This is a genomic window from Microbulbifer maximicatervae (SeqCode), assembly GCF_052467325.1.
Map to the genome: position 1 here is coordinate 3,009,288 of NZ_CP174310.1, position 24,379 is coordinate 3,033,666.

21 protein-coding genes are annotated in these 24,379 nt (G+C 48.1%); 14 read left to right on the forward strand and 7 right to left on the reverse strand.

The window, feature by feature from the left end; genetic code table 11:
- The 4 genes from ACJJIE_RS13520 to ACJJIE_RS13535 are packed head-to-tail and all read right to left on the reverse strand — an operon-like array spanning position 1 to position 2,762.
- Positions 1–1,101, reverse strand: coding sequence for a 5-(carboxyamino)imidazole ribonucleotide synthase (locus ACJJIE_RS13520; RefSeq protein ID WP_444892030.1), 1,101 nt, complete (start codon positions 1,099–1,101; stop codon positions 1–3).
- Between the two features lie 12 nt (positions 1,102–1,113).
- A complete protein-coding gene (gene purE / locus ACJJIE_RS13525) occupies positions 1,114–1,605 on the reverse strand; it encodes a 5-(carboxyamino)imidazole ribonucleotide mutase (RefSeq protein WP_282931253.1) in 492 nt (163 codons plus the stop codon).
- 6 nt (positions 1,606–1,611) lie between these two features.
- Positions 1,612–2,541: a sodium-dependent bicarbonate transport family permease gene (locus tag ACJJIE_RS13530; protein ID WP_444892031.1), complete on the reverse strand. Its 930-nt coding sequence runs from the start codon at positions 2,539–2,541 to the stop codon at positions 1,612–1,614.
- Positions 2,542–2,543: 2 nt separating this feature from the next.
- Entirely contained in the window at positions 2,544–2,762 is a 219-nt protein-coding gene (locus ACJJIE_RS13535; RefSeq protein WP_282931251.1) for a hypothetical protein, read from the reverse strand.
- Between the two features lie 113 nt (positions 2,763–2,875).
- Here ACJJIE_RS13535 and ACJJIE_RS13540 point away from each other — a divergent pair, with 113 nt between their 5' ends.
- The 3 genes from ACJJIE_RS13540 (at position 2,876) to ACJJIE_RS13550 (ending at position 7,310) form a co-directional block, all read left to right on the forward strand.
- A complete protein-coding gene (locus tag ACJJIE_RS13540) occupies positions 2,876–3,805 on the forward strand; it encodes a LysR family transcriptional regulator (RefSeq protein ID WP_444892032.1) in 930 nt (309 codons plus the stop codon).
- Between the two features lie 240 nt (positions 3,806–4,045).
- Positions 4,046–4,810: an OmpW/AlkL family protein gene (locus ACJJIE_RS13545; RefSeq protein ID WP_444892033.1), complete on the forward strand. Its 765-nt coding sequence runs from the start codon at positions 4,046–4,048 to the stop codon at positions 4,808–4,810.
- Positions 4,811–4,958: 148 nt separating this feature from the next.
- Positions 4,959–7,310: an autotransporter family protein gene (locus tag ACJJIE_RS13550; protein ID WP_444892034.1), complete on the forward strand. Its 2,352-nt coding sequence runs from the start codon at positions 4,959–4,961 to the stop codon at positions 7,308–7,310.
- Positions 7,311–7,377: 67 nt separating this feature from the next.
- Here ACJJIE_RS13550 and ACJJIE_RS13555 read toward each other — a convergent pair whose 3' ends face one another.
- On the reverse strand, positions 7,378–8,295 hold the full coding sequence (locus ACJJIE_RS13555; RefSeq protein ID WP_444892035.1) for a glycosyltransferase family A protein: 918 nt from the start codon (positions 8,293–8,295) through the stop codon (positions 7,378–7,380).
- A 211-nt stretch (positions 8,296–8,506) separates the two neighbouring features.
- Positions 8,507–9,409, reverse strand: coding sequence for a bile acid:sodium symporter family protein (locus tag ACJJIE_RS13560; RefSeq protein ID WP_444892036.1), 903 nt, complete (start codon positions 9,407–9,409; stop codon positions 8,507–8,509).
- A 263-nt stretch (positions 9,410–9,672) separates the two neighbouring features.
- Here ACJJIE_RS13560 and ACJJIE_RS13565 point away from each other — a divergent pair, with 263 nt between their 5' ends.
- The 10 genes from ACJJIE_RS13565 (at position 9,673) to ACJJIE_RS13610 (ending at position 21,144) form a co-directional block, all read left to right on the forward strand.
- A complete protein-coding gene (locus ACJJIE_RS13565) occupies positions 9,673–10,626 on the forward strand; it encodes a DUF1853 family protein (RefSeq protein ID WP_444892037.1) in 954 nt (317 codons plus the stop codon).
- A gap of 136 nt (positions 10,627–10,762) precedes the next feature.
- A complete protein-coding gene (locus tag ACJJIE_RS13570) occupies positions 10,763–11,320 on the forward strand; it encodes a GbsR/MarR family transcriptional regulator (RefSeq protein ID WP_282931244.1) in 558 nt (185 codons plus the stop codon).
- A gap of 317 nt (positions 11,321–11,637) precedes the next feature.
- Complete coding sequence (locus ACJJIE_RS13575) at positions 11,638–13,026, forward strand: cytochrome ubiquinol oxidase subunit I (RefSeq protein ID WP_444892038.1); 1,389 nt, start codon at positions 11,638–11,640, stop codon at positions 13,024–13,026.
- Positions 13,023–14,042 carry a cytochrome d ubiquinol oxidase subunit II gene (cydB, locus tag ACJJIE_RS13580; RefSeq protein WP_282931242.1) on the forward strand — a complete coding sequence of 340 codons (1,020 nt, stop codon included), beginning with the start codon at positions 13,023–13,025 and terminating at the stop codon, positions 14,040–14,042. The genes ACJJIE_RS13575 and cydB overlap by 4 nt, the downstream gene beginning before the upstream one ends.
- Before the next feature lie 145 nt (positions 14,043–14,187).
- The gene (locus ACJJIE_RS13585; protein ID WP_282931241.1) at positions 14,188–14,940 is read left to right on the forward strand and encodes a TetR/AcrR family transcriptional regulator; all 753 of its coding nucleotides are present in this window, start codon (positions 14,188–14,190) and stop codon (positions 14,938–14,940) included.
- Positions 14,941–15,254: 314 nt separating this feature from the next.
- Positions 15,255–15,506 carry an HP1242/YdcH family protein gene (locus ACJJIE_RS13590; protein ID WP_282931240.1) on the forward strand — a complete coding sequence of 84 codons (252 nt, stop codon included), beginning with the start codon at positions 15,255–15,257 and terminating at the stop codon, positions 15,504–15,506.
- 83 nt (positions 15,507–15,589) lie between these two features.
- Complete coding sequence (locus ACJJIE_RS13595; RefSeq protein ID WP_282931239.1) at positions 15,590–16,192, forward strand: glutathione S-transferase N-terminal domain-containing protein; 603 nt, start codon at positions 15,590–15,592, stop codon at positions 16,190–16,192.
- A gap of 292 nt (positions 16,193–16,484) precedes the next feature.
- A complete protein-coding gene (locus ACJJIE_RS13600; protein ID WP_444892039.1) occupies positions 16,485–18,068 on the forward strand; it encodes an ethylbenzene dehydrogenase-related protein in 1,584 nt (527 codons plus the stop codon).
- A complete protein-coding gene (locus ACJJIE_RS13605; RefSeq protein ID WP_282931237.1) occupies positions 18,068–18,709 on the forward strand; it encodes an Lcl C-terminal domain-containing protein in 642 nt (213 codons plus the stop codon). The genes ACJJIE_RS13600 and ACJJIE_RS13605 overlap by 1 nt, the downstream gene beginning before the upstream one ends.
- An 86-nt stretch (positions 18,710–18,795) precedes the next feature.
- On the forward strand, positions 18,796–21,144 hold the full coding sequence (locus ACJJIE_RS13610) for a DNRLRE domain-containing protein (RefSeq protein ID WP_444892040.1): 2,349 nt from the start codon (positions 18,796–18,798) through the stop codon (positions 21,142–21,144).
- Between the two features lie 140 nt (positions 21,145–21,284).
- On the opposite strand, the gene ybaK is transcribed toward ACJJIE_RS13610, so the two are convergent.
- Positions 21,285–21,752 (reverse strand): Cys-tRNA(Pro) deacylase, encoded by a 468-nt coding sequence (gene ybaK / locus ACJJIE_RS13615; RefSeq protein WP_282931234.1) that lies wholly within the window; start codon positions 21,750–21,752, stop codon positions 21,285–21,287.
- Between the two features lie 338 nt (positions 21,753–22,090).
- On the opposite strand from ybaK, the gene katG reads away from it, so the two are divergent.
- The gene (gene katG / locus ACJJIE_RS13620) at positions 22,091–24,364 is read left to right on the forward strand and encodes a catalase/peroxidase HPI (RefSeq protein WP_444892041.1); all 2,274 of its coding nucleotides are present in this window, start codon (positions 22,091–22,093) and stop codon (positions 24,362–24,364) included.
- The last annotated feature ends 15 nt before the right edge of the window (positions 24,365–24,379 follow it).

The following is a 24,379-nucleotide window of genomic DNA, read 5'->3' on the forward strand; positions in this document are numbered from 1 at the left end:
CTAAATCTTTTCGCCGTAAAGCTCTTCGATCATCTTCTCACTGCGTTCACGCAACTGATCCATATCCGGGTCCTGTAAAATGACATGACCCATTTTGCGCCCAGGGCGAAGTGCTTTGCCGTACAGCCAAACACCATCGTTATCCTGCTTTGGAGCTACATCAACCCCCAACATATTGACCATCGCAACTGGCACCGGGCAGGCAGTATCGCCCAGGGGCATATCCAGTATCGCGCGGATATGATTGGCAAATTGGCTGGCCTCAGGGCCGACAAAGGTCCAGTGACCGCTGTTGTGAACTCGCGGTGCCACTTCGTTGACAATCAGGCCGCTCTCACTGACAAAACACTCAACGGCCAATACACCCACATAGTTCCAGTCCTTCAACAGGGTCGCCAGGTAACCCTCTGCGGCCTTGAGCAACTCCGGGTTGTCGTAGGGAGCGGTGGACAGCAGTAAGGTGCCATTGCGGTGGCGGTTTTCCGTCAGCGGATAGGCTTTGATTTCACCGGATGCCGAGCGAGCGCCGATAATGGAAACTTCACAGGCGAAATTCACCCCCGCCTCAACCACACACTCCTGATCTCCAGCTTGGGGAATGGCAGCATCCAAGTCTGCAGCACTCTTCACACACCATTGGTTCTTGCCGTCGTAGCCATTTTCACAGCTCTTAATAAACGCCGGATATCCCAGTTGGTCGACCGCTTCCCGCAGCTCTTTTTCACCCTGTGCTGCTGCGAAAGGTGCAACAGGCAGGCCAGAGTCTGTGAGTGCTCGCTTCTCACGCAAGCGGTGCTGGGCCTTCTCTGTAATATGCGGGTCCGGATATACCGGACAGAAGGGCTGAAAAGAGCGCAGCAAGTCCACACTCACTTGCTCCCTCTCACTGGTGATCACTTCCGGGCGCCCCAGTGCCTGATACAAGGCCTCAGGGTCCTGTCCCGGTTCCATCTCCACGATAGTCCCCAGCCCCTTCACACAGTCGGTGTTTTCACCGTTCTCAGCCAGGAAACTGAACTCCACTCCGAGGGGCTGCCCCTCTTGAGCCATCATCTGTGCCAACTGCCCACAGCCAATAATGGCAACTCGTCTCTTACTCACAACGATCTCCTATCACTCAACCGTGATCGGGACTTGCTCGGTCTGACGCTCACGCCAGGCGATCAGGCGCTTCTGCAATTCCGCATCAGCCAAAGACAACATCTGCGCAGCCATCAAACCTGCATTGTAGGCACCGGAAGCACCGACCGCCTGGGTTGCTACCGCCACACCGCGAGGCATCTGCACAATGGATAACAAGCTGTCCATACCCGTCATAAAACGGCTTTCAACCGGCACTGCGATCACAGGCAGGGGAGTCAAAGCAGCGATCATACCCGGCAGGTGGGCGGAGCCGCCGGCGCCGGCAATAATCACCTCGGTACCGGATTCGTGGGCACGGCTGGCAAATTCAACCATACGCTGGGGAGTTCTGTGGGCCGAAACCACAGCAGTAGCAAAGGGAACTTCGAGCTCTTCCAGAGGCTTAGTCGCGTTGCTCATGGTGGCCCAATCTGAGCGGGAACCCATTACGATAGTGACTTTTTCAAAGGGAATCGGCTTCACTTGCGATTAACTCCAATATTGAACGAGCGCCAGATAGACGGGAATCGCCACCAGCACATTGAAAGGAAAGGTAACTGCCAGGGACAAAGTGATGGACACACTAGCATTGGCCTGCGGCAGGGCAACGGACATAGCCGCAGGCACAGCGATATAAGAGGCACTGCTACCGAGCACCGCGAGCAGAAAGATACCACCAGGCGACAAACCCAACAAACTCCCCAAGATACCGCCAGCGGCACCGCCAATCAGCGGCATAAAAATGCCGAAGCTGAGCAGGAAAGCACCCTGCCCTCTAACATCGGCCAACCGCGCCGCAGCGACACGCCCCATTTCCAGCAGAAAGAGCGCCAATATGCCATGAAACAGGGTCCCAAACAAAGGCATTACTGAAGCGGTGCGCTCTCCAGCCCATGCTCCGATAACGATTCCCCCCAGGAGCAACAGTACTCCCTGGTTGCAGGTGACCTCGTGAAACACCCGGCGCTTGCTCGAACTGCCCATCGATTGCCGCGCCAACAGCATGCCGACAATGATTGCCGGGACTTCAAGAAGTGCTACAAACAGAGGGAAATACGCTTCATATTCAATATTCTGTGACTGTAGCAGGGCCACAGCCACCGCGTAGGTGGCAACACTGACAGACCCATAGTGCGCCGCCGTTGCCGCCGCATCTACACGTGACCACTTGCCAATCCAGCGCAAGATAGGGAAAGCCACCAGAGGTAACAGAGCACCAAAAGCCACCACCGCCAGGGACTGAGGAACCAGGGTGGCAGCGGAATACGCACTTAAAGCAGCACCACCTTTTAGGCCGATGGCGATTAGCAGGTAGATAACGCAGCTCTGGTAAAGACCTTTGGGTAAACGCAGGTCACTGCGAACCAGCTGGGCAAAGGCGCCCAGCAGAAAGAAACCAACAACAATATCCAACTGCATCTCTATCGCTGTCCCCGGCGCTGTCTGGAGCGATTATTGGAGATCCGTATGCGTTTTGGGGTTTGCTGCGCCATCAGCCAGTAAGCAGCATTGGCCAGAACCACCACTAGGCCTACAGCCATCAAGGGAACCCCGTTCATACCGGCAAGGTTTACTGATAAGCCTGTGCTTAAAACTAACAAGCCGACAACCACGCCAAAGAAGAGTTGTGATCTCTGCATTGATAATGCCCCCACTGGTTATTGAAATTGACGCATTATCGGAATTGCTATTGATAGATAAAAATAGATATTTATTATGTAAACTATAAACCAAAACCTATATAGGTGATTTTGTGCCCTTAACTCGTGCCCATGCCCGCATTGGAACCGTTCGACAACTGGAGATCCTGCTCTGTGTCTATGAATTGGGCAATATCAGCGCCGCTGCCAGAAAACTGCACCTAACCCAGCCGAGCGTATCGATGCAGCTGGCCAAACTCTCCGATGCGGTGGGTCTACCTCTCTATTACTCGGTGGGCAGGCAACTGCAATTTACGGAGGCCGGGCAAACCCTGGTAGAAAGTGCCAGGGAGATCCTGAAGAGTTACGAGTATCTGGACCTGAAACTGGCCCAATTACGAGGGTTGGATACCGGCAGCCTACAGCTGGCAGTAGTGACCACCGCCAAATACTTTATCCCTCACCTGATTGGGGAGTTTTATCAGCAGCATCCGCGACTGGATATCCATTTCAGAGTGGGCAACCGCCAACAGATTATTGATTACACCGGTGAGGATGAAGATGATTTCTACGTTTTCAGTCATCCCCCCAAAAGCCAGGACCTGGAGCTGGTGGAGTTTTTACCCAACCGCTTACTGGCGATAGCGCCTGAGAAGCACCCACTGGCCTCCCGTAAGAAAATCTCCCTGCAAGAATTTGCAGACTGTCAGTTCCTGCATCGAGAGGAGGGTTCCGGTACACGCCACGCCATTGAACAGTTCCTGCGCAAACGCAATGTAGACCTTAAGCTCCGTATGACCATTGAGAGCAATGAAGCCATTAAGCATGCGGTTATGTCCGGCCTGGGGGTCTCTATATTATCGGAACATACCCTGGCATTTGGCGGGCGTGCAGGTTTATCGATTCTCGATATTGAGGAGCTTCCTATTGTTACCCACTGGTATTTAGCCCGACGCAAATCCCGTCCGCTGTCTCCCGCCGCACAGAAATTCCTGGAGTATGCACGCAACCTGGAAAAGGTGCCCCTGGGGAAACTTTCTTAACCCTCAATTTCCCCCTCTCACCCCAATCTTCCAGAGATATTGGCTTCCCCCAAAGTCATATCTCTAGCACTCCCCTGACATCATGCCTATTGAATAATTTAGTCCTCAAAATTTGAAAAATTTACTGCGAGCTTTCTCAACCCTGCTACTTTTTGGGGTACTTGGCCCATGTATTGCCGGTATTTATTTACAACTCCCCATGGCAACTAAGAAGTTTTGCCTGTACCTGGATTTTCAGAGATGGATATCGCGATGATCGCAAAAGGAATTATTACCCTGCTTTTTACTCTCTCAGCATTGTCAACTCATGCCCAGGATGATTGGCGTGATATCGAGTGGGGGGAATTTATTGTTCGCTTCGGATTAACTTACGTTCAACCAAATGACGAGGGCACAGCGCTAAAGTATCGGGTTTTACAGCAGTGGGATTTATATAACAGCAGCTGGCAGATCGATACCGCTCACGCCTGGCAAATATCGGGGGTCTGGCGTCCCAGCGACCGTTGGGGTGTTGAGTTGATGCATATTAATGGCGCCAACTACGGTACAAAACTGGATAACTTCACCGGCAACGTCGGGCGAAACCAAATCCAGCTGGGCGACTTTAGTACCACTACAACCATGGTGTTTGGCAACTGGTACTTCATGGACCCCTCCTATCGTACACGACCTTATATAGGCGCGGGAATAAATTACACCAACTTCCACACGGTTGAAATCAGCCGCCAGTTTAACGAGTACCTGTTGGACTCTGGGCTCTCGGTCGCACCAGGATCATTTAATATGGGACACTCCTGGGATTGGGGGCTACAGGCTGGCTTGGACTACAGCCTAGACTTCCGAGATTGGCGCTATCCGGTCCTGCTTAATTTATCCACGGTTTATTACCTAGCGGATACTGATGCCACTATCGATTTTCCCACAGAACTGGGCAGAGATCGCCTTTACGCCCATTTTGACTACAACCCTTGGATCATAAATTTTGGCGTCGGCACTAAATTCTAGTTTATGGGAATAATTTTTAAAGTTGGGCGAGAATAGAAGCCAGTTTCTAAAGCCTGTGAATACATGAATTGTATTTCGCCCAACTAGAACCGTGCGGTTAAATCGCAAACATTTACTGTAAATATTTGGCACGATAAAAGGAATAACTGTGTCTATCCATAAAATTGGACACCCGGCATTGCTCGTAAGGCTGGTACAACTCACCTTGGTAATTCCTCTTGTGCTTATTTTTTGCAATAAATCTATTGCGCAATGCAACCCAGGTAATAGCGGTACTGCCAGCGCAGATCAAATCACTTGTGATGAAGATAATGACCCCAATGGCGCAGATATAGAAACCTTCGCCGGCAACGACACCATCACCCTGAATGGAGGAACGGCAGAAAATGTACTTGCCGGTGAGGGAAATGATGAAATAAATATTACCGGCGGCATAGTCAATTTGTTTGTCAATGGCGGCGCTGGTAACGATACGATAACCCTCGATGAGCGTTCCAGTGATGTTGGAGATTATCTGGAGGGAGGCGGCATTCATGGAGGCGAGGGCGATGACAACCTGATCCTACTCGATGGGCTGTCTTTCCATGTTTGGGGAGGTGATGGAAACGATACCATTACCCTGGATGGAGGTTTTATTTTTAATTACCTGGATGCCGGTAATGGTGATGATTATATCTATTGGGATGAGGGCATCAGCAACGAAGTTCGAGGCGGCTCCGGATCAGATACCCTCCTGATTGACTCACACTCATTCGACGGTGATGTAGTACTGGATGGTGGTGATGATCTCAGTGCAGATGACGGAGAGGTTGACAACTTGATATTCAAGCTGGATTACTCCGTTGATGGGACACTTTTAAATAACTGGGAAAGGATAGTTATTTGGGGTAGTTCCAAAATGATATTTACCGGGAGCTTAGCCGTCGGTGGAGGCCTCGACGCAGAGGGAAACCCGCTTGGCCTGGATATTCGATGGGGAGGGCAAGCATTTTTTGACAGCGACAGTTATGTGATTACAGGAGATATATCCAATAACGGAACCATTGACCTATCTAATAATAAATTCAACACCCTCACCATAGCCAAAGACGACACAGGAAACTATGGAAATTATCGCTCTGACAACGGGCGCTTATGGGTAGACGCCGTTCTAGAAGATGATTTTTCACAAAGCGATCAGCTAATTATAGAGGGAGACACATCCGGCACTACGACCATCTCTGTCTTTAACCGTTCAGGTAAAGGAAAACGGACAGTGGGCAACGGGATCAAAGTGGTCTCCGTCGAAGGGGAGTCAAATGCACAATTTACCCTGGCTGGGGATTTTGTCAGCAAAGACGATCAGCAGGCTGTTATCGGCGGTGCCTATGCTTACACACTGCACCAAGGTGTTACAGAGGAAAATAATAGCGGCAACTGGTATCTCCGTTCCACTGTGGATAATTCCTCAGTATTTCCTGAGGGGGGCATGGCTCGCTGGCAACCCACCTCAGTGCTCTACGAATCCCTCCCGCAAATTCTCAGAACACTCAACCTACCCTCTTCATTACGCAGCCGCTTGGGCAATCGCTATTGGGTAGGTACGAGCTACTTGGACTTGGCCAGTAGCGAGTATAGCGACGCCCAAGAGCAGGCAGTTGATAATCGTGGGCTTTGGATCAGGAGCTCTGCCCGGCATATCACCCTTGATCCCAATGAGTCCAGTACTCGAGCGAACTGGAAGCAGACTTACTATCAGGTGCAAATGGGCTTTGATTTGCCAATACAAGTTTCCATATTTGGAAGCCAGCTTATTGGCAGTGCCGCATTGCACTACGGCGATTCAAATAACGATGTCAGTTCATTTTTTGGAGATGGCTCAATCGATGCTAGCAACTATGGTGTCAGCGCATTTGCCACCTGGTATGGATTAGACGGCATATTTATAGATAGTCAGCTAAAGCTAAATTGGTTTGACTTTGAAATGGACGCAAGATCACTGCGCGAACTCAATAATAGCGATGAGGCATTTGGTTACGCCTTGTCTATCGAGGGAGGCAAGAGCTTTAAACTGCATGATTACTACTCCTGGACGCCTCATGCGCAACTGATTTACACCTCGGAGGAAGCCAACGACTTGCAGGATATCTATGCCGTACAAGCCACCGATATCAATAACAATGGCTTTCTGCTGCGCTTAGGTACCATCTTTGAAAAACGTAAGAGTCAGCGTAAGAACAGTCGAAATATGTATGGCTCAAATCCACTGGAAAGATTCTCCCTATTTGCAACACCGAGCCTTATTTATAATATCGATCAGAGGACTAATTTACTGATATCAAAAACCCGCCTCAGTCAGAAACCTGACACTTGGTATGGGGAATTGCGATTGGGTGCCAGTTACGATGAGTGCGGTGATCACTGCTCCATCTATTCAGAAATTTATTACAGTAGCAGTCTGGAAAATTTGGGGAATAGCTTTTCCGGAGGATTGGAGTTAGGGTTTCGATATAAGTGGTAGCAGTATAAAGCCAAGCCGAAATTATTAAATCAACAACCAAATAATACCAGAATTAAATATCGCCTATTTACTCTAATAATAGTCGAGATAAATTATATTCAGAGAATACTCTGCGTATTTTCTTATCGTTACTACACTTTCCCTTTAAATTCTGTTTCTTCAAGCCGCTAGCCTGACACCCAGGGATTGTTAAAAACCTATCCCTCCAGAAACGAACATCTGGCACTCTTGCACAACTGACTCCTTGCCTCATACTCATGGCTTTAAGCCAGATATCATCCGCACTAGGACATAACTCCAAAAACTTATCTTTATTCAGAACATCGGGATGTAAAGAGCCGGGATAATATAAAACACCACCAACTCCAGTAGGAAAAACGCGATAAGAAGGTTTGATATTCATATTGCACTTCCAAGTTTCCCGCGTTGTCCTCCATTTATTGTAAGGCAATATATTGCCTTTTTTATCAACACCTATCCTGTGAGCTCGATGACAGAAAATATGTGACGGGAACTTTAAATATGACTGATACAGCATATCGATGGTATCCATCGGGTAGAGGATATCGTCATCCACCGTGACTATCAGGCTATCAGGAAATTTTTGAAGCGCGTAATAATACTTTGTGTAAGGTCCTAAATCTTCATCAACAAATTCAACTCTCAACCCACGATCCACCTGCCTCATTAAAATATTGGGCAACATATAATCTGGAAATTCTTTGGTCGACAGCCAAAGTACAATTAAATCCGCTTTTAGCGACTGCTGAAATAAACTCTCGATACACAAATGGATATCATGGATTCGCTTTCCATAGCTAGTCAGAGAAACAACAATACTGTGTTTAGCCGCATTACCTACCCCAGAATCATTACCACTGAGGGCCGACTGCTCCAATATTCTCTTCCAGACCAGAGCATCTAATTTTAGGTTGTTGTTGATTGTATTTTTCTTGCTGCGCTTCGCCGTAAAACCCTTGAACATATTGACTTTACAATCTGGGGTTGAGACAACTCAATGCCTGGTTTTAGACATATACCTAAAAAGGACATCCAGTAATCCGTGGCCGCACATTAGAATTATTGAAATTCATAGTGCAGTAACAGAAATTGGTATAGGCGAGCTCAATTTTCCAAGATCGACCACACCCTCAATAGTAAAGGTATGGTCTAGTTTTCGGTAAATGCAACATTTACTACCCTACTTCACCTGCTCCTTCCGTCTCAGAGGCCAGTTTTTTCGTTGCACCACGGCGACCATATAACGCCAAAAGAACGCCAGATGGGAACATCAATACACCGTAAACTGCTGAGGGCACGGACATCTCGCTCGAGTGTAAGAGCGTGAGGGTTACCATCATTCCGATGGTACTGTTCTTAATACCGAGTTCCGTTGCAACCGCAACCCCTTCCCGCTTTGGCAGGCCAGCAACCCGGCTGATAAGAAGTCCCAATAGCACACCACAGAGATTCAATAGAATGACCGAGGGTCCAGCTTGAACCATCAAGTCTGCAAGGCGATCGCGAATTCCCCAGATAAGGCCTGCTACCAGTGCAAGCAATACAACCCCGCCAAAAATACTGACTATTCCCTCTGCGCGGCGAGCCAGGTGCGGTCTCCAGGCACGAAATAGCATCCCTATCACAACAGGCAAGAGGACAATACTGGATAACATCACCACTGTACTGGCGAATGGCAGAGTTATAGTCTGGTCAGCGCCGAAATAAGTTCGAAGCGCATAATTTGCGAAAAGCGGTAAACTGGCAATAGTAATCAGGCTGGCAGAAACTGTTAATACAATAGAAAGCGCCACGTTGCCGCGAGCCATCAAGGTAAACAGGTTCGATGTTGTGCCTCCCGGACAGGCGGCAATAATGACTAGGCCAACAGCAATGGCCGGTGGTAGATTTAATCCCCAGCAGAGGCCAATTGCTATAGCTGGCATCAGGAGAATTTGGGTAAAAGTTCCGATAATAAGGCCAATGGGCTTTACCGTTACCTGATGGAAATCCCTGGCAGTTAGGGTCATCCCTATTCCCACCATGATGATAAACAGCGAGATAGGCAAGCCGATCGAAATAAGGGGACCTGATTCCATGATTTTCTCCAGTATCAGTCACTGTAAGAAAAATACCCGACCAAAATCAACTCCCAGAATAAAGCTGGCACTGGAGATGGATAACGAAATCAAGGCAGAAACTTCACTGCCAGGTGACTTATTTCGACATCGGTAATTCGCTGATTTTCTTGGTGCTCGGATCGATTCTTATAAGTGTAATTATTATTTTTAGTTCAGATGGTAAAGCAATCATAGATGACTTCACCAATCTGTCTTGTATTTTAGCAATATACAGAAGTTTAATGACTCAGGAAACGATACAGAAGGCCATGATTTCCTCCCTAAAAAGCGGACAGGTAGATAATTGGGACAACTTAATGTGGTCCGTGGGAAGTTCGGATATTCCCACTAGCGAGGACTCCGTTACAGCTTTTAGTGCGGCTAACCAACTCCCCTGGCTTCTACCCACCCGACGAAAGTCCCTATTGGAATACTTCTCCTGCCCGAAAGTAAAAAATACACTTTCCCCTGAACTGGATAATTACCTGCACGAACTCAACCTCAACAAACCCAACAACCGCTTGGGCACTTACTTTGAAAGGCTCTGGTCATTTGCCTTTGACAAACATCCCGACTACCAGCTGCTCTACCAAAACCTCCCTCTAAGGTCCGGCGGCAAGACACTGGGGGAACTCGACTTCGTCGTGCAACACCTGCCCAGCAACCAGTGTGAACACTGGGAAATTGCCGTAAAATTTTATCTCCAGGTTACCGATATCCATTGGGTAGGGCCTGGAATCAAGGACCGACTGAATATCAAACTGGCAAGAATGGCAGATCATCAACTGCCACTGATTGAAATGCCGGCAGTTCAATCAATGCTGAAAGAGCACGGCCTAGAGATAGATCGCCAATGGGCGCTAATGCCTGGGAGACTATTCAAACCGCTGGATACACTTCACCGGCCCTCCAGTCATGATCTTTGGTGGGTATCGTTATCTGAGTTTCGGTCATTCTCCCTGCGCCAGGCAAACCGCAGTGCTCTCGAGTGGCTGGCACTCCCCAAGCAAGCCTGGCTGGCGCCTCAGAGCAGCACCACCGGCATGACTGCCGATCAATTGCTAGAGGCGCTGCTGCCCGAAAGCTTTACCCGCCCACTGTGCATCGCCGCCGTCGATAAAAACGGCGAAGCCTGCAGAGGCTTTATCGTGCCCGACAACTGGTACCAAAGAGCCAAAAGTAGCTTGAGCATATAACCCCGGCTGCGCCAGCCTCTCCCCAAATCAGAATCCGGGAGCCTCTCGCTGGCCTCACATTATTTTCTAAATTGGTGATTGACATAGATCAATTTACATTTACAATTTTCAGAAATTTCTGAAACTTAAGAAGTAAATGAAACTATCGAGTCAAGCCCAGGCATTCGTACTGCACTTTGGTGAAATGGGTAGCCGCTGGGGATTCAATCGCACGGTGGGACAAATGTTTGCACTACTCACCATTCATCCCACGCCACTCAATGCCGAGCAATTGGCCCAGGCACTGAAGATCAGTCGTGGCAATGTCAGTATGGGGCTCAAAGAGCTACAGGCCTGGCGCTTGGTTGAGCTGCACCATCAACCGGGCGATCGCAAAGATTATTTCACTGCAGCTGGGTCAATCTGGGACCTCGCTCGCACTGTCTTCGAGGAGCGCCGCAAGCGAGAGCTCGACCCTACATTAAGTCTGCTTCGCCAGCTGCTGCTCAATGAACCCCAAGATGAGCTGGATGCCCAGGCACAGGAAAAAATCCAGGAAGTTTACAGCTTGCTGGAGCTGCTCGAAGAATTTGCCAACACACTCAGCAAGCTAGAACACCAGGACCTGCTTAAATTGATGAAGCTAGGCTCCGGTATCGTCAAGCTACTGGAACTCAAAAGTAAGATGACAGGTGGACAGAACACCTCAAACTAGCGAAAAAAACGCTAGTACGAGGAATATACCGCTGCACTCAAAGCGAAATAACACTTTCATCTGAAGCACTTATTCCGGGGAGAAACCCATAGGGCCAAATCCATGGCTAAAAGCCCCGGCATATTTTTAATCCAGCAGCCCATAGTGCTGGATTAATAACGGCACAAGGCCGTGCCGCTGCCGATCCAAAGTCGGCTCCTGCAGGATTGTATACGCGGGAACACACACCTGCCTCTATATTTTCTTGCAGTGCCGATTAGCACAGGAGGTGCTAATCGGCTCACTGGTTCAAAGATCTCAGACCAGCAGAGGCTCTCATGCTAGATACCCTGATCCTTTCCAGGATACAGTTTGCCGCAAATATTAGCTTTCATATTCTATTTCCAACAATCACCATCGCACTCGCGTGGATCGTTTTCTTTTTTAAATTACGCTACGACCAAACTAATAATCCGGTCTGGATGCGCGCATATCGTTTTTGGGTAAAAGTCTTTGCCCTGACATTTGCTCTCGGCGTAGTGAGTGGCATCACTATGTCATTCCAGTTCGGGACAAACTGGCCCGGCTTTATGGCCCAGGTCGGCAATATCGCCGGCCCGCTTCTCGGATACGAAGTACTTACTGCATTCTTTCTCGAAGCAACCTTTCTCGGCATTATGTTGTTTGGCATTAATAAGGTGCCAAGCAAAATACATACTTTATCTGCCTTTATTGTGGCAACAGGGACCACTCTATCCGCTTTTTGGATTATCGCTCTCAACTCCTGGATGCAAACACCTGCCGGATTCGATTTACGGGATGGGGTCGCCTACCCGGCAAGCTGGATGGAAATTATCTTTAACGCCTCTTTCCCCTACCGACTTACACATATGCTGCTGGCTTCGGGTCTGACGGCATCTTTCTTTGTTGCGGGGATTTCCGCTTATCGGATTCTTAAAGGAGACCCCAAACGCGCGCCCCGGCTCGCCCTTAAAACAGGACTGGTTCTCGCTGCCATCTTTATTCCGATTCAAATCTATGTTGGTGACTTACACGGACTCAACACTTTTGAGCACCAGCCGCAAAAAGTCGCCGCAATGGAGGGGGTCTGGGAAACAGAGCGCGGCGCACCCCTACTGTTATTTGCGATACCCGACGGAGAAGAGAAAACCAACCATTTGGCGATCGGCATTCCCAAGATGGCCAGCCTTATCCTTACCCATGAGTGGGATGGTGAGATCAAGGGAATTAATGAATTCCCCGATAATCACCCACCGGTAGCCCCCGTATTTTTCGCCTTCCGCATTATGGTCGGCATAGGAATATTGATGCTGCTAACCGCTTGGGGAGGGGTCTATCTATTGCGTAAAGGTGAGCTGCCTCGCTGGATGCTCAAAACCCTGGTCGCGATGACATTCTCCGGCTGGATAGCCACTTTGGCCGGTTGGTATGTCACAGAAATTGGACGCCAACCCTGGCTCGTAACAGGAGTACTGAAAACCGCCGACGCTGTTACTCCAGTACCACCTTCTCATGTCGGTTTTTCCCTAACCCTTTATCTGGTTGTCTACGTGATATTGCTCTATGCGTACATAAGAACCCTGAAAGTGATGGCCCTGAAGTCTGTAAAAGTCGAGGAGTTTGAAACTCAGGAACTATTCGCCGGCACTAGCTTAACCAACCGCCCAAAAGATACCGAGAAAAATGACAAGGGAGAAGGCAAATGACCGGTAGCGCTTCTGCAGCGGCCTATTGGCTGCCTGTCGCCTTTGTGGCCCTTATGGGCCTGGCGGTAATAGTCTACGCAATTCTGGATGGCTACGATCTTGGTGTGGGCATTTTGCTCCCCATGGGAGAAGAGGAGGAATCGCAGCGGGATACCATGATCGCATCCATTGGCCCCTTTTGGGATGCCAACGAAACTTGGCTGGTGCTGGCAATCGGTTTGCTCCTGATTGCATTCCCAATCGCACACAACCTGGTGTTAATGCATCTATATATACCAGCTGCGATTATGCTGGTCGGGCTAATCATGCGAGGAGTGGCATTCGACTTTCGTGCCAAGGCTGCCATCGACAAAAAGCTAACCTGGGATCGAACCTTTAAGGCGGGGTCTATTATTACCAGCCTTGCGCAGGGGTACATGCTGGGGCAGTACGTGATTGGCTTTAAGCCCGACTGGTCTGCACAGCTTTTTTCAGCGCTCAGCGCTCTGGGAGTTACCGCCGCATACGCCTATATTGGCGGCGCCTGGTTGGTTCTTAAAACCGAGTCGGAGCTGCAAAAACGAGCGACTACGTGGACCCGTTACGCAGGGCGGGCCACCCTGCTTGGGGTGGTTGCAGTATCGGCCATCAATCCTCTGGTAAACCCAACAGTATTTGACCGATGGTTTACCTACCCTCTGGTTATGTTTGTACTACTCGTCCCCACCCTGTGCTTTATTGCCTTTGTCTCCAATGATGTTCTGCTGGCGAGAATGCCTAAGCCTGCGGACAGACATAAAGCGGTTCCTTTTTTTACCGTCGTTGTTATTTTCCTGATGTGCTTTATCGGCCTGGCTTTCAGCTTTTTCCCTGATATTGTTCCCGGCCAACTAAATATTTGGCAGGCAGCCAGTGCCACCGCCTCATTAAAATTTATTCTTGTGGGTGCGGTAATAGTAGTTCCCGTCATCCTCGCCTATACCGTTTTCTCTTATTACGTCTTCCGAGGAAAGGCGACAGAGCTACATTATCACTAGCTTCATTTCCATTCGGCTGGCAGAAATACCTGCTAGCCGAATTTAATTAATTAATGTGGAACTACCCCACAAATCAAACAAGTTCTTCTTGCTCGCCTGAATTTGGTACGATTATAATAATCAATTCCAAAAGACAATTTTTTACATGGAAGTAAAGCGTATGCTAGCCCATGGCCAGTACCGCTTGTCTATAGGGGGAGGTAATTTGAACCAAATCGATCGACGAGCTATCAGCCGGCGCGACACTGCCAGTCCGCGCAAACCACAACGCAAAAATGGTCGGGAGAAGTATGAAAAGCTTCTTGACGCCCTTGAAGTATTAATTACTGAACAAGACTCTACGGATATTAGCCTCGCAAACCTTAGTCAGGTTGCAGGTGTTCCAGCAGCGTCTGTTTATCATTTCTTCCCAAGTGTAGATGCCAGCTTAACCGCCCTGGCCGAGCGTCACTATAAGTCTTTCGGTGACGTAGTATTGGGCCATTCGGATTTTTCTCCGTCAGAAAGCTGGCAGGATATGCTGAATCAGCTGTGCGACCTTGTGCGCGGCTACTATGAAGAGAATCTCGCGGCACTAAAAGTACATTTTGGACCTCAGTCCAGTTGGGCATTACGCCAACTACAAATGGAAAACAATTGGCGCCTGGCAGATACTCTGATCAAAAACCTGTCTCGGGAGTTTGAGTTGCCACCCTCTCAGGATTGGCGAGACCGGTTTATGTGTGCCATCAACATTAACGACTCTTTCTGCTCCCAGTCTTATTCCCGCTTTGGGAAAATAACAGAAGACTCCGCAGCAGAGGGGAAACGGGCCGCTGCAGCCTACTTAAAGCTCTACCTCGGTGAGCTTTTGCAGAGGCGCCAATTGCGCTTTGCCCCACTGGAGGCTTCGGCCTAAGCCCAGTAGCAGAACCGCAACAAAAAAGCCCGACAAGTAATTGTCGGGCTTTTTTGTGCCCGTCACTTCCTCCCAGCCCTCTGTTTAAGCCTCACCTGACTAACAATTACCAATAATCAAAAAAAAGAGGGTAAAAAATATTTGCTAATAAAATAGCTTCAACTTTTATATATATCAAATGGCTATATACAAACTTATATTAACTTCACTTTATAACTATGTTGATTAAGGGGAGCAGCGCTAGAATTGCATTTTTGTGACTGGCAAGACTGAACCTACACTTCATTAACTAATATCGATTGTGGAGGTCCCTTATGCCCATTGCTTCACACGAGCTCTCGGTGGATTTCCCAGAATATGCAGACACAATCAAGCAGCTCATCGAAGACGATATTCAATTCAAACTTGAAAACGACATTTACAGCAAACTGGATAAACAAATAAGAGGCCTTCAGGATAGTGGTATTGGCACCGACGACGATCACTATTCCAGCCTCAAAAAACAGAGAGCCTACTTAAAACAGCACCTCTATAACCGCATTACTTCAGTGATTACCCATCACTAAAGTACGCGTTAACAGTTGCTCGTAGCAGCACTGGCGGTCACTGCAGTTGCTGAAAGGGCACGCAGCCTAAAAGAGCTTGGCCTATGCAACTGTACCTGACCTTTTCCTCTCCTTTTGCTCGCAAGGCGCGCATTGTTGTGCAAGAACAGCGTTTGCACTCTGTGGTAACAGAGCATTTCTCTCACCCCTTTCACAATGACGACGAACTTATTTCCAGCAACCCCTTGGGAAAAGTCCCCTGCCTAACCCTGGATAATGGCTCCTCGATCATTGACAGCGAAGTCATCTGTGCGTTTCTGGATAAAAGCTTGGGGGATGGTCACTTATCTGCGCCACTGGATAACAATTGGGATCTGTATACTTTTCACAGTGTCAGCTCTGGATTAATGGACGCAGCAGTGCATCTGCAAATGGAAAAGCTGCGCGCACGGGAAGAACTTAGGTCTGATTTTTGGTGGCAGCGCTATTTCAGTGCTATTGAGAGATCTCTAGATTACCTGGAAAAGCACCTGGATCGATTACCCGCCAGTCTTAGCTTGCCACATATTAACTTGTGCTCAGCACTATCCTATCTTGATTTTCGCCATGAAGATTTTGACTGGAGAAGTGACCACCCGAAACTTATGGCCATATCGGAAGATTTGGAGAAAAGTGAAAGCCTGAGTAAGTGTCAGCTGCATGAATAGTTACAAAATGCGGAATACCAACAAGAATAAGTTATCCCGCTATTTGTTCTGAGCAGGTCAAAATACTGAGTAGTGCACTATTGTGTCAGGCGGAAAGGAAACTCTGCAACTGAGACTCGCTGTGATTACATCTCGGTAAGATAGGAACCGGCATTCATTCTTAATGCGCTTCTACAGCACAGTTCATTCTTCCTTTTTTAGGCGCCGTGACTCCATCAGCAGAATGTAGTCTATTTTAATTAATATAAATGCCACACTTTTTTACTAGCCTAATCCCTTTTGGAATACTCCCATGGCCAAACAACCGAAGAGTACTCTTTGGATAATTCTGCACAGTGTGGCCATTGTTGCAGTTTTATGTAACCTGCTAACGGGGCTCCGTATCTCCACCTTAACTAAGCCAAGTATTGGAAATATCGAAGAACTGTTACCCCAGGGACAGATTCATGATATTCACTTCTTTGTAGCAATTGTTACTTCGGCCATCCTTATCTGCTACTTATCCTATAAAGTAACAATTAAAATAAAAAATACAACCTCACAAAGTAAACCTTATAAAACATCAATTAGCTACCATAGGGTAGTAACACGCATTGGCTCATTTTTTTTAGTGCTCATGGTCTTAAGTGGCTGGATTTTATTTATTGGTTCCGACAATGCTTCTATCTTTCGCCAGGCACACTTTTATAGTGCTTTTGCGATCTTATTCTATATATTCCTTCACGCTGGCGTTTACCTAACAACCTATGGCCTGAAGACTTTGAGTTATTTACTTCCCATTACTCGATCGGGCTATCGAACTTCAATTTTCACCTACTTATCTACCGGCTGTATCACTTTATTACTTTGGATTATTGTTACAAATAACAGTTACCACGATCTTACAGTTGAGAAAATAAGTCCGGAAACCTTTATCAACATAGATGGAATCCCTCAAGAATCCGCATGGTCCTCAGCCATATCACTTAAAATCCATACTGACGGAGGTGCTAACTTTATTGATGGTAGCTCAACCGTCAACTTGAGAGCCTTGCATAACCAACAAGAAATATTTTTTCATATCACCTGGGAAGACCCTACTGAAAGCCTGAAACACCTACCACTGAAAAAAGTAGATTCTGGCTGGGAAATACAACAGCAAGGTTTTCAAAATTTTAATGAAACCCGTCACTATGAAGATAAGTTTGCCATCCTGCTCTCCAATTCCTGTGATTTCGGTGCTTCGGGAACCTCTCACCTGGGCCGCAAACCATCAGCACAGTTGCCCGCAAATTGGCATGGTAAGGGCTACCACTACAGCTCATCCGATGAAATACACGATCTCTGGCACTGGAAAGCAGTAAGAACCAATAAAATGCACCTGGCAGATGACAATTATATTGGCAAGCCTGATATTGTAAGGCCAGGAGCACGCCGCTATACCGCAGGATATCTCCAGGATGGCAAAGAGTCCGGGGCATACTTAATGAACTGGAAGTGGTACTCCGCAAAAAACGTTACACCAAAACGACTACCCAAAAGTCCCTCCAGCCTGACGCCATATCAAAACGAGGATACAAAAAGCGATTGGACTATTTCCTGGTTTGATTACCAGTCATACACGGCTGAAGATGACAATTATCCTATCAATACGATTATGCCTTCAGTCCTCTATACCTCAAATCGCTTTGAGGGAGATCGTGCCGATGTAAGGGCCTATGCTGTTTGGCAGGACGGCTACTGGTCTATGGAGATGGTGCGAAAATTAGATACTGGATCAGCGTTAGATGTAGCAATAAAAGACGGTATTTGCCTCTGGGTTTCTGCCTTTGATCACTCGCAAATCGCCCACACTCGCCACTCTCTCCCCGTCAAAATCAAGTTGGCAGATCAATAATGTTTGTGCGCATATTTTGGGTATTCATTTTTCCTGCAATCACGGTCTGTGCAGTCATACTGCACCAACCATCACAACCTCTGCCAAGGGAATACCACTTAGTTAAAATTGATAAAAATGGGGAGCCTATCGAGGCTTGGGCAGGCCCCTGGTCCTGTATCTGCGACACCGATACAGGGCTTCTTTGGGAAGTAAAAACCGACGACGAAGGAATTCACGATGGAAGGTGGACCTACTCGTGGTATCAATATGAAGAAGGTATAGAAAATAATGGAGATTGTTATTTTGAAGAAGAGCGGTGTGATACCGAGGATCTGATTCGCAATACCAATCAACAGAAATTGTGTGCAACGCAAAATTGGAGGCTCCCCGATATTACAGAGTTACGATCCATTATCCTGCAGGAGAGTAAATCTGGCAGGCCTCTAATTGCGACTGAATATTTCCCGAAAACTCAAAGGGGAGATTACTGGACCCGTAATTTTGACAGGCCTTTATACGATGTTTACCAGTACCTGAAAACAGGGGCGGGGGCAGTTAATTTCATGAACGCAGAAACTATCACAATTCCTTATAGAAACGCCGCTTTTGTACGCTTAGTCTCCAACCATTCAACCGCCTGTAATAATAATCCCGAATAATTCCGGCGCGCTGCATCCAGCTTTCACAACTAACCTTTCAAATTGCAGCGCCTTCAGATAATAACCACTACTTACAGGAATCCCCCATGAGACGGTTCTTAAGCACTGCTTTTGCTTTCTCGACTCTATGTTTGGCAATTGATGCCAACTCAGCGACCAAATATCACAGATTGGCCTGGGATGGCGATGCCTCTACCAGTGCTGTCATTGGATTTTCACCGGACGGTAATAGTAATAACCCTTATATCAATTTTGGCTACTCAACCAATGAAAATAGTTGGAGCAGTCGATCAGTTGATACCGCAGCTACGTTCGACGGTAGCTTAAATAGCTACTTTGTAAGACTGGAAAACCTGACACCGAATTCAGAGGTTTATTACCGGATCTGTGACCAGGATGGCTGTGGCGATCGTTTCTGGTTTAAAACTGCACCTGACGATGAGTCCCCATTTGTGATTATTGCTGGAGGCGATACCCGCACCGGACACACAACCCGGCGTGAGGGGAATGCACTGCTGGCTAAGATCCGTCCGCTGGCTGTTATGCACGGCGGCGATTTTACTAACGCCAACAGCGCATCAGAGATGGATGAGTTTTTACAAGACTGGACCCTGACTTATTCCAGCGATGAAATTGATGGGTATAGCTACCAACGCATTTACCCCTTAATTCCCACCCATGGAAATCATGAAGATGACAACTACTCCACTATTTGCCAGGTATTTGGAGTCGACTTCAATGCAGATAGTAGCTGTAGCCCCAGCGATACTTACGGCGCCGTACAGATTTCCCCCCTCTTACGCGTCTACACCCTAAACAGCCAATTTCAGGAAAGTGGCTGGTCATCTTATGCAACGGCTATGAACAACTGGCTGGAAGATGATTTAGCTACAAGTGGCGCCTACAGCAATTGGCGTTTTGCCCAATACCACAAGCCCATGTTCCCCCATTACAGTGGCAAGTCCGATAACCCCACATTATTCAATTGGTGGGCAGAGCCATTTTATGACTACGCCATGAACCTAGTGGTCGAATCAGATACCCACCTGACCAAGCTCACTGAAGTCGTCGCCCCGGGCAATAGTGATTTTTCTACCAGTGATACCGGAGGCACTGTCTATGTGGGTGAAGGCAGTTGGGGGGCTCCGGCCCGTTCCGCCAATGATGCCAAGTTTTGGACCATCGATATGGCCAGCATCCAGCAGTTTAAAGTGATACAAGTTAGTCCTGATGAGCTGAGCGTCCGCACGGCCCAATTTGACGACAGCGCCAGTATCCTGACCCGTGAAGATCGCGCCAATGACCCCCTTGCTTTACCAGAGGACATTAACTGGTGGAGTGCCAACCGAATTGGCGAATCTATGGTTCTTGCACAAAATAGTGTTGGCAGGAGTGTCATTGTCGAGGATAGCAGTGACAACGGCGAGGTAACCCTACCCGTAGCAGATGATGCCTTTATCTCTTCCCGCTATTCATCCAGTAATTTCGACAGTGACTCAGACGGGCTACTGGCAGATGGTAGCGATAGTACCTACGGAACTCTCTACTCATTAATCAAATTTGACCTCTCCAATATCGCCAATTGTTCAGCAATAAATTCAGTTAAGCTTGAATTAAATATTACCAACCGCTCCACCAACGATTATGGAATTTACCTGGCCGAATCTGACTGGGACGAAGAATCAGTCACTTGGGATTCAGTCGGCGGATCGGGAGTGCTTTCACAATTGGCAGCCAGCTTTATTCCTTCATCCACTGGAACCCTAACCCTGGATTTAAGCTCTTCTGGTATTCTGGAAGACTGGCTAAACGCTGAAAATACCGGGATGGTCATCGCCGCGCAAAATGGAAGCAATGGCGTAGATATCTCATCAAAGGAAACCGGTATTGCACCAGCCCTCAAGGTGGTTGCAGACTGCAGTGACACTGTCAGCGAAAAGATATCCCAAGTTGCCTCAGATGATGTCTTTATCTCCTCCAGAAAGGAAGATGACAATTTCGATGGTGACAGCGATGGACTTCTCGCCGATGGTAGCGATTTGATCTACGGCACAATGTATAGCCTGATTCGCTTCGATTTATCCGATTTAAGTTGTCAGCAATATATTGATGCGACACTCGAACTGAATGTCATCAATACATCCAGCAACAGCTATGGCATATATATGGCGACACAAAGCTGGCAAGAGGAATCCGCTACATGGGACTCTGTTGGCGGCAGCTCGATTCTTGGGCTTCAGGTGGGTAGCTTTACGCCCTCTTCTACTGGTCGACACCTCATTGACCTGGGAGCCTCCGGTATAGTGGACCGCTGGCTCAACGCTAGTAATCACGGCCTGGTGATCGCTTCAGAGGGAGGCATTAATGGCCTCGATATAAGCTCCAAAGAGAGTGGACAGAGCCCTCTCCTGACAATGCAGACACTCTGTAATTAATACTTTTTGGGCTCTCCCCAGGGAGAGCCCAGTTTCAATAACAACTAACTTACTGATTTCTTCATGCACTACTTTTGAGAAGGCAATAGCTATTCACCTTGAAGCTAATAAACCCTCACATCAGGAACTGCCCGGCTCAGTTACTCACAAATTTTAGCTAGATTGCCATCGACAGCCTTTATCAGGTCATCTGGACTTAACTCTATTTCCAGTCCCCTACGGCCAGCACTCACAAAAATGGTTGAGTGATTTTGAATCGATAGATCAAGGATAGTCTTCAAGCGCTTTTTTTGCCCAAGCGGGCTAACGCCGCCCAAAACATAACCTGTTGATCTCTCTACATCAGCTGGAGCGGCCATTATCGCCTTCTTTGCCCCGGCAGCTCTTGCAATAAGTTTCAGGTTAAGCATCGTCGAAACCGGAACAACACCAACAACTAACTTTTTATTGCCCAGCGCAACTACCAACGTTTTAAACACTCTCTCCTCAGCAACTCCCAATTTTTGTGATGCTTCCAAACCGTAAGAATCACTTGAAGAGTCGTGTCTATACTCATGAACCTTGTGACTGATATTATTCTTTTTTAATAAGGCAATTCCCGGAGTCATATAACCCACAACCTGTATATTCCACCAAACGACACCCACATAATAATGCAATAGGCCCCAGACAAAACACCCTATAAATAAAACTACACCAGCCCATATCGCCACTCAACAAATAGGCTTGGTTATTAAGTTTTTTAATTTACCTTATTGATTACTTTTAATCCTTATACCGGTAAATTCTTATACTATTTACCCGCTATACTATCTGCTGGATAGATGAATCAGGTGCTATCGTAAACCGAAAGTAACCTTACTAAATCGCAGCAAGTCGCCTATATCATTACGATGAGTAATAGTGAAACGAAGGATGTATCAACGATCGTACGGAGACACTTTCGATGCTAATAAAATATAATCGTAGTTGTGCCGCTTTAATAGTCTCATTGTTTATAACCGCGCCACTCTATGCCGCAGACACCAATGAGGAAGTGGTGACTGATCCCGTCATTCTTGAGGGCGCAGTTGAAGGGCAACCAAAGTCCAATAGGTTCTGGTGGCCAGACCAACTCGACCTACGCCCGCTCAGACAGCACTCCCCCAGATCCAATCCAATGGGTGACGACTTTGATTACGCTACCGAATTCCAAACCCTGGACCTTAAAGCGGTAAAACAGGACATCGAAACTCAGCTCAAAACTTCACAGGACTGGTGGCCCGCAGACTACGGTCATTACGGCCCATTTATGATCCGAATGGCCTGGCACAGCGCTGGCACCTACCGGATCGGTGATGGTCGCGGTGGTGCCCGTGGCGGCCAACAGCGTTTCGATCCCCTCAACAGCTGGCCTGATAATGCCAACCTCGATAAAGCCCGCCGTCTACTCTGGCCCATCAAACAAAAATATGGGCGCAAACTGTCCTGGGCTGATCTTATGGTGCTAACCGGCAATGTAGCCCTGGAGTCCATGGGGTTCCCCACTTACGGATTTGCCGGGGGGCGACAGGATGACTGGGAGCCCGACCTGGTTTATTGGGGGCCCGAAACTAAGATGCTGGCGGATGAGCGTTACACCGGCAATCGGGAGCTGGACAAACCCCTGGGTGCTGTGCAAATGGGGCTTATTTATGTCAACCCGGAGGGCCCCAACGGCAATCCCGATCCGGTGGCTGCCGCCACAGATATCCGCGAAACCTTTGCCCGCATGGCGATGAATGACGAAGAGACAGTAGCCTTGATTGCCGGAGGCCATACTTTTGGTAAGGCTCACGGTGCAGTGAAGGCTGATTGCCTCGGCCCAGAGCCCGCCGCCGCCCCAATTGAGCAGCAGGGGCTTGGCTGGAAAAATAAGTGTGGGAAAGGTAATGCCGACGACACAATGACATCCGGCCTGGAAGGGGCCTGGTCTGCCGCCCCAATCAATTGGAGCCAGCAGTATCTGGACAATCTGTTTAAATTCAATTGGGTCAAAACAAAAAGTCCAGCTGGTGCCGTTCAGTGGATTCCCGATGATCAGAGCGCGGCAAATCTGGTGCCCGATGCATTCGACAAGAATAAGCGCCATGCCCCCATCATGTTTACCACGGATTTATCCCTTAAGTTCGATCCCAGCTACAAAAAAATTGCCAAGCGGTTTCAGGAAAATCCGGAAGAATTTCAACGCGCTTTTGCCAAGGCCTGGTTCAAGTTGACTCATCGGGATATGGGCCCTCGCGCGCGCTACTTGGGAGCGGAGGTGCCCGAAGAAGATTTAATTTGGCAAGACCCTATCCCCAAAGTTGATCACCCGCTAATTGACAGCCGGGATATAGATTCTCTCAAAGCAAAAATAATGGCGGCAGGCATTAGCGTTCCCGATCTGGTGAGGACTGCCTGGGCCTCTGCTTCTACCTTCCGTGGTTCAGATTTTCGCGGTGGCGCCAATGGTGGCCGTCTTCGCCTGGAACCCCAAAAGGACTGGTCGGTAAATGATCCCACTGAACTATCACAAGTCCTGGCATCGCTGGAAAAAGTCCAGCAGGAATTTAACAGTTCCCAATCCGGGGGCAAAAAAATCTCAATGGCAGATATCATTGTACTTGGGGGCGCAGCAGCCATTGAAAAAGCTGCAGAGCAGGGCGGGCATAAAATTCAGGTCCCTTTCAAACCTGGACGCACCGATGCTTCCCAGGAACAAACAGATGTTAATTCTTTTGCGGTACTACAACCTCTGGCCGATGGTTTCCGCAACTACTTTGGCGATGGTTATGGAAGAACCCCTACAGAGTTATTTGTTGATAAAGCCAGTCTGTTAACCCTGAGTGTGCCTGAAATGACTGTTCTGGTTGGAGGAATGCGCGCACTTAATGCAAATACCGACTCCTCACAGAATGGTGTACTTACTCAGCGCCCCGGCACACTGACGAATGATTTCTTTGTGAACCTGCTCGATATGTCTACTGTCTGGTCCAAGTCGGCAAAATCAGAGGGTATCTATGAAGGAAAAGATCGCAAAAGTGGCCAGGCAAAGTGGACAGCCACACCTGTAGATCTGATTTTTGGTTCAAACTCTGAATTAAGGGCAGTCGCAGAGGTTTATGCTTCTAGTGATGGCGCTGACAAGTTTGTAAATGATTTTGTGCAGGCCTGGACCAAAGTAATGAATTTGGATCGGGTTGATAAGCCTCAGTCTTAGGGATCATGTACCTCA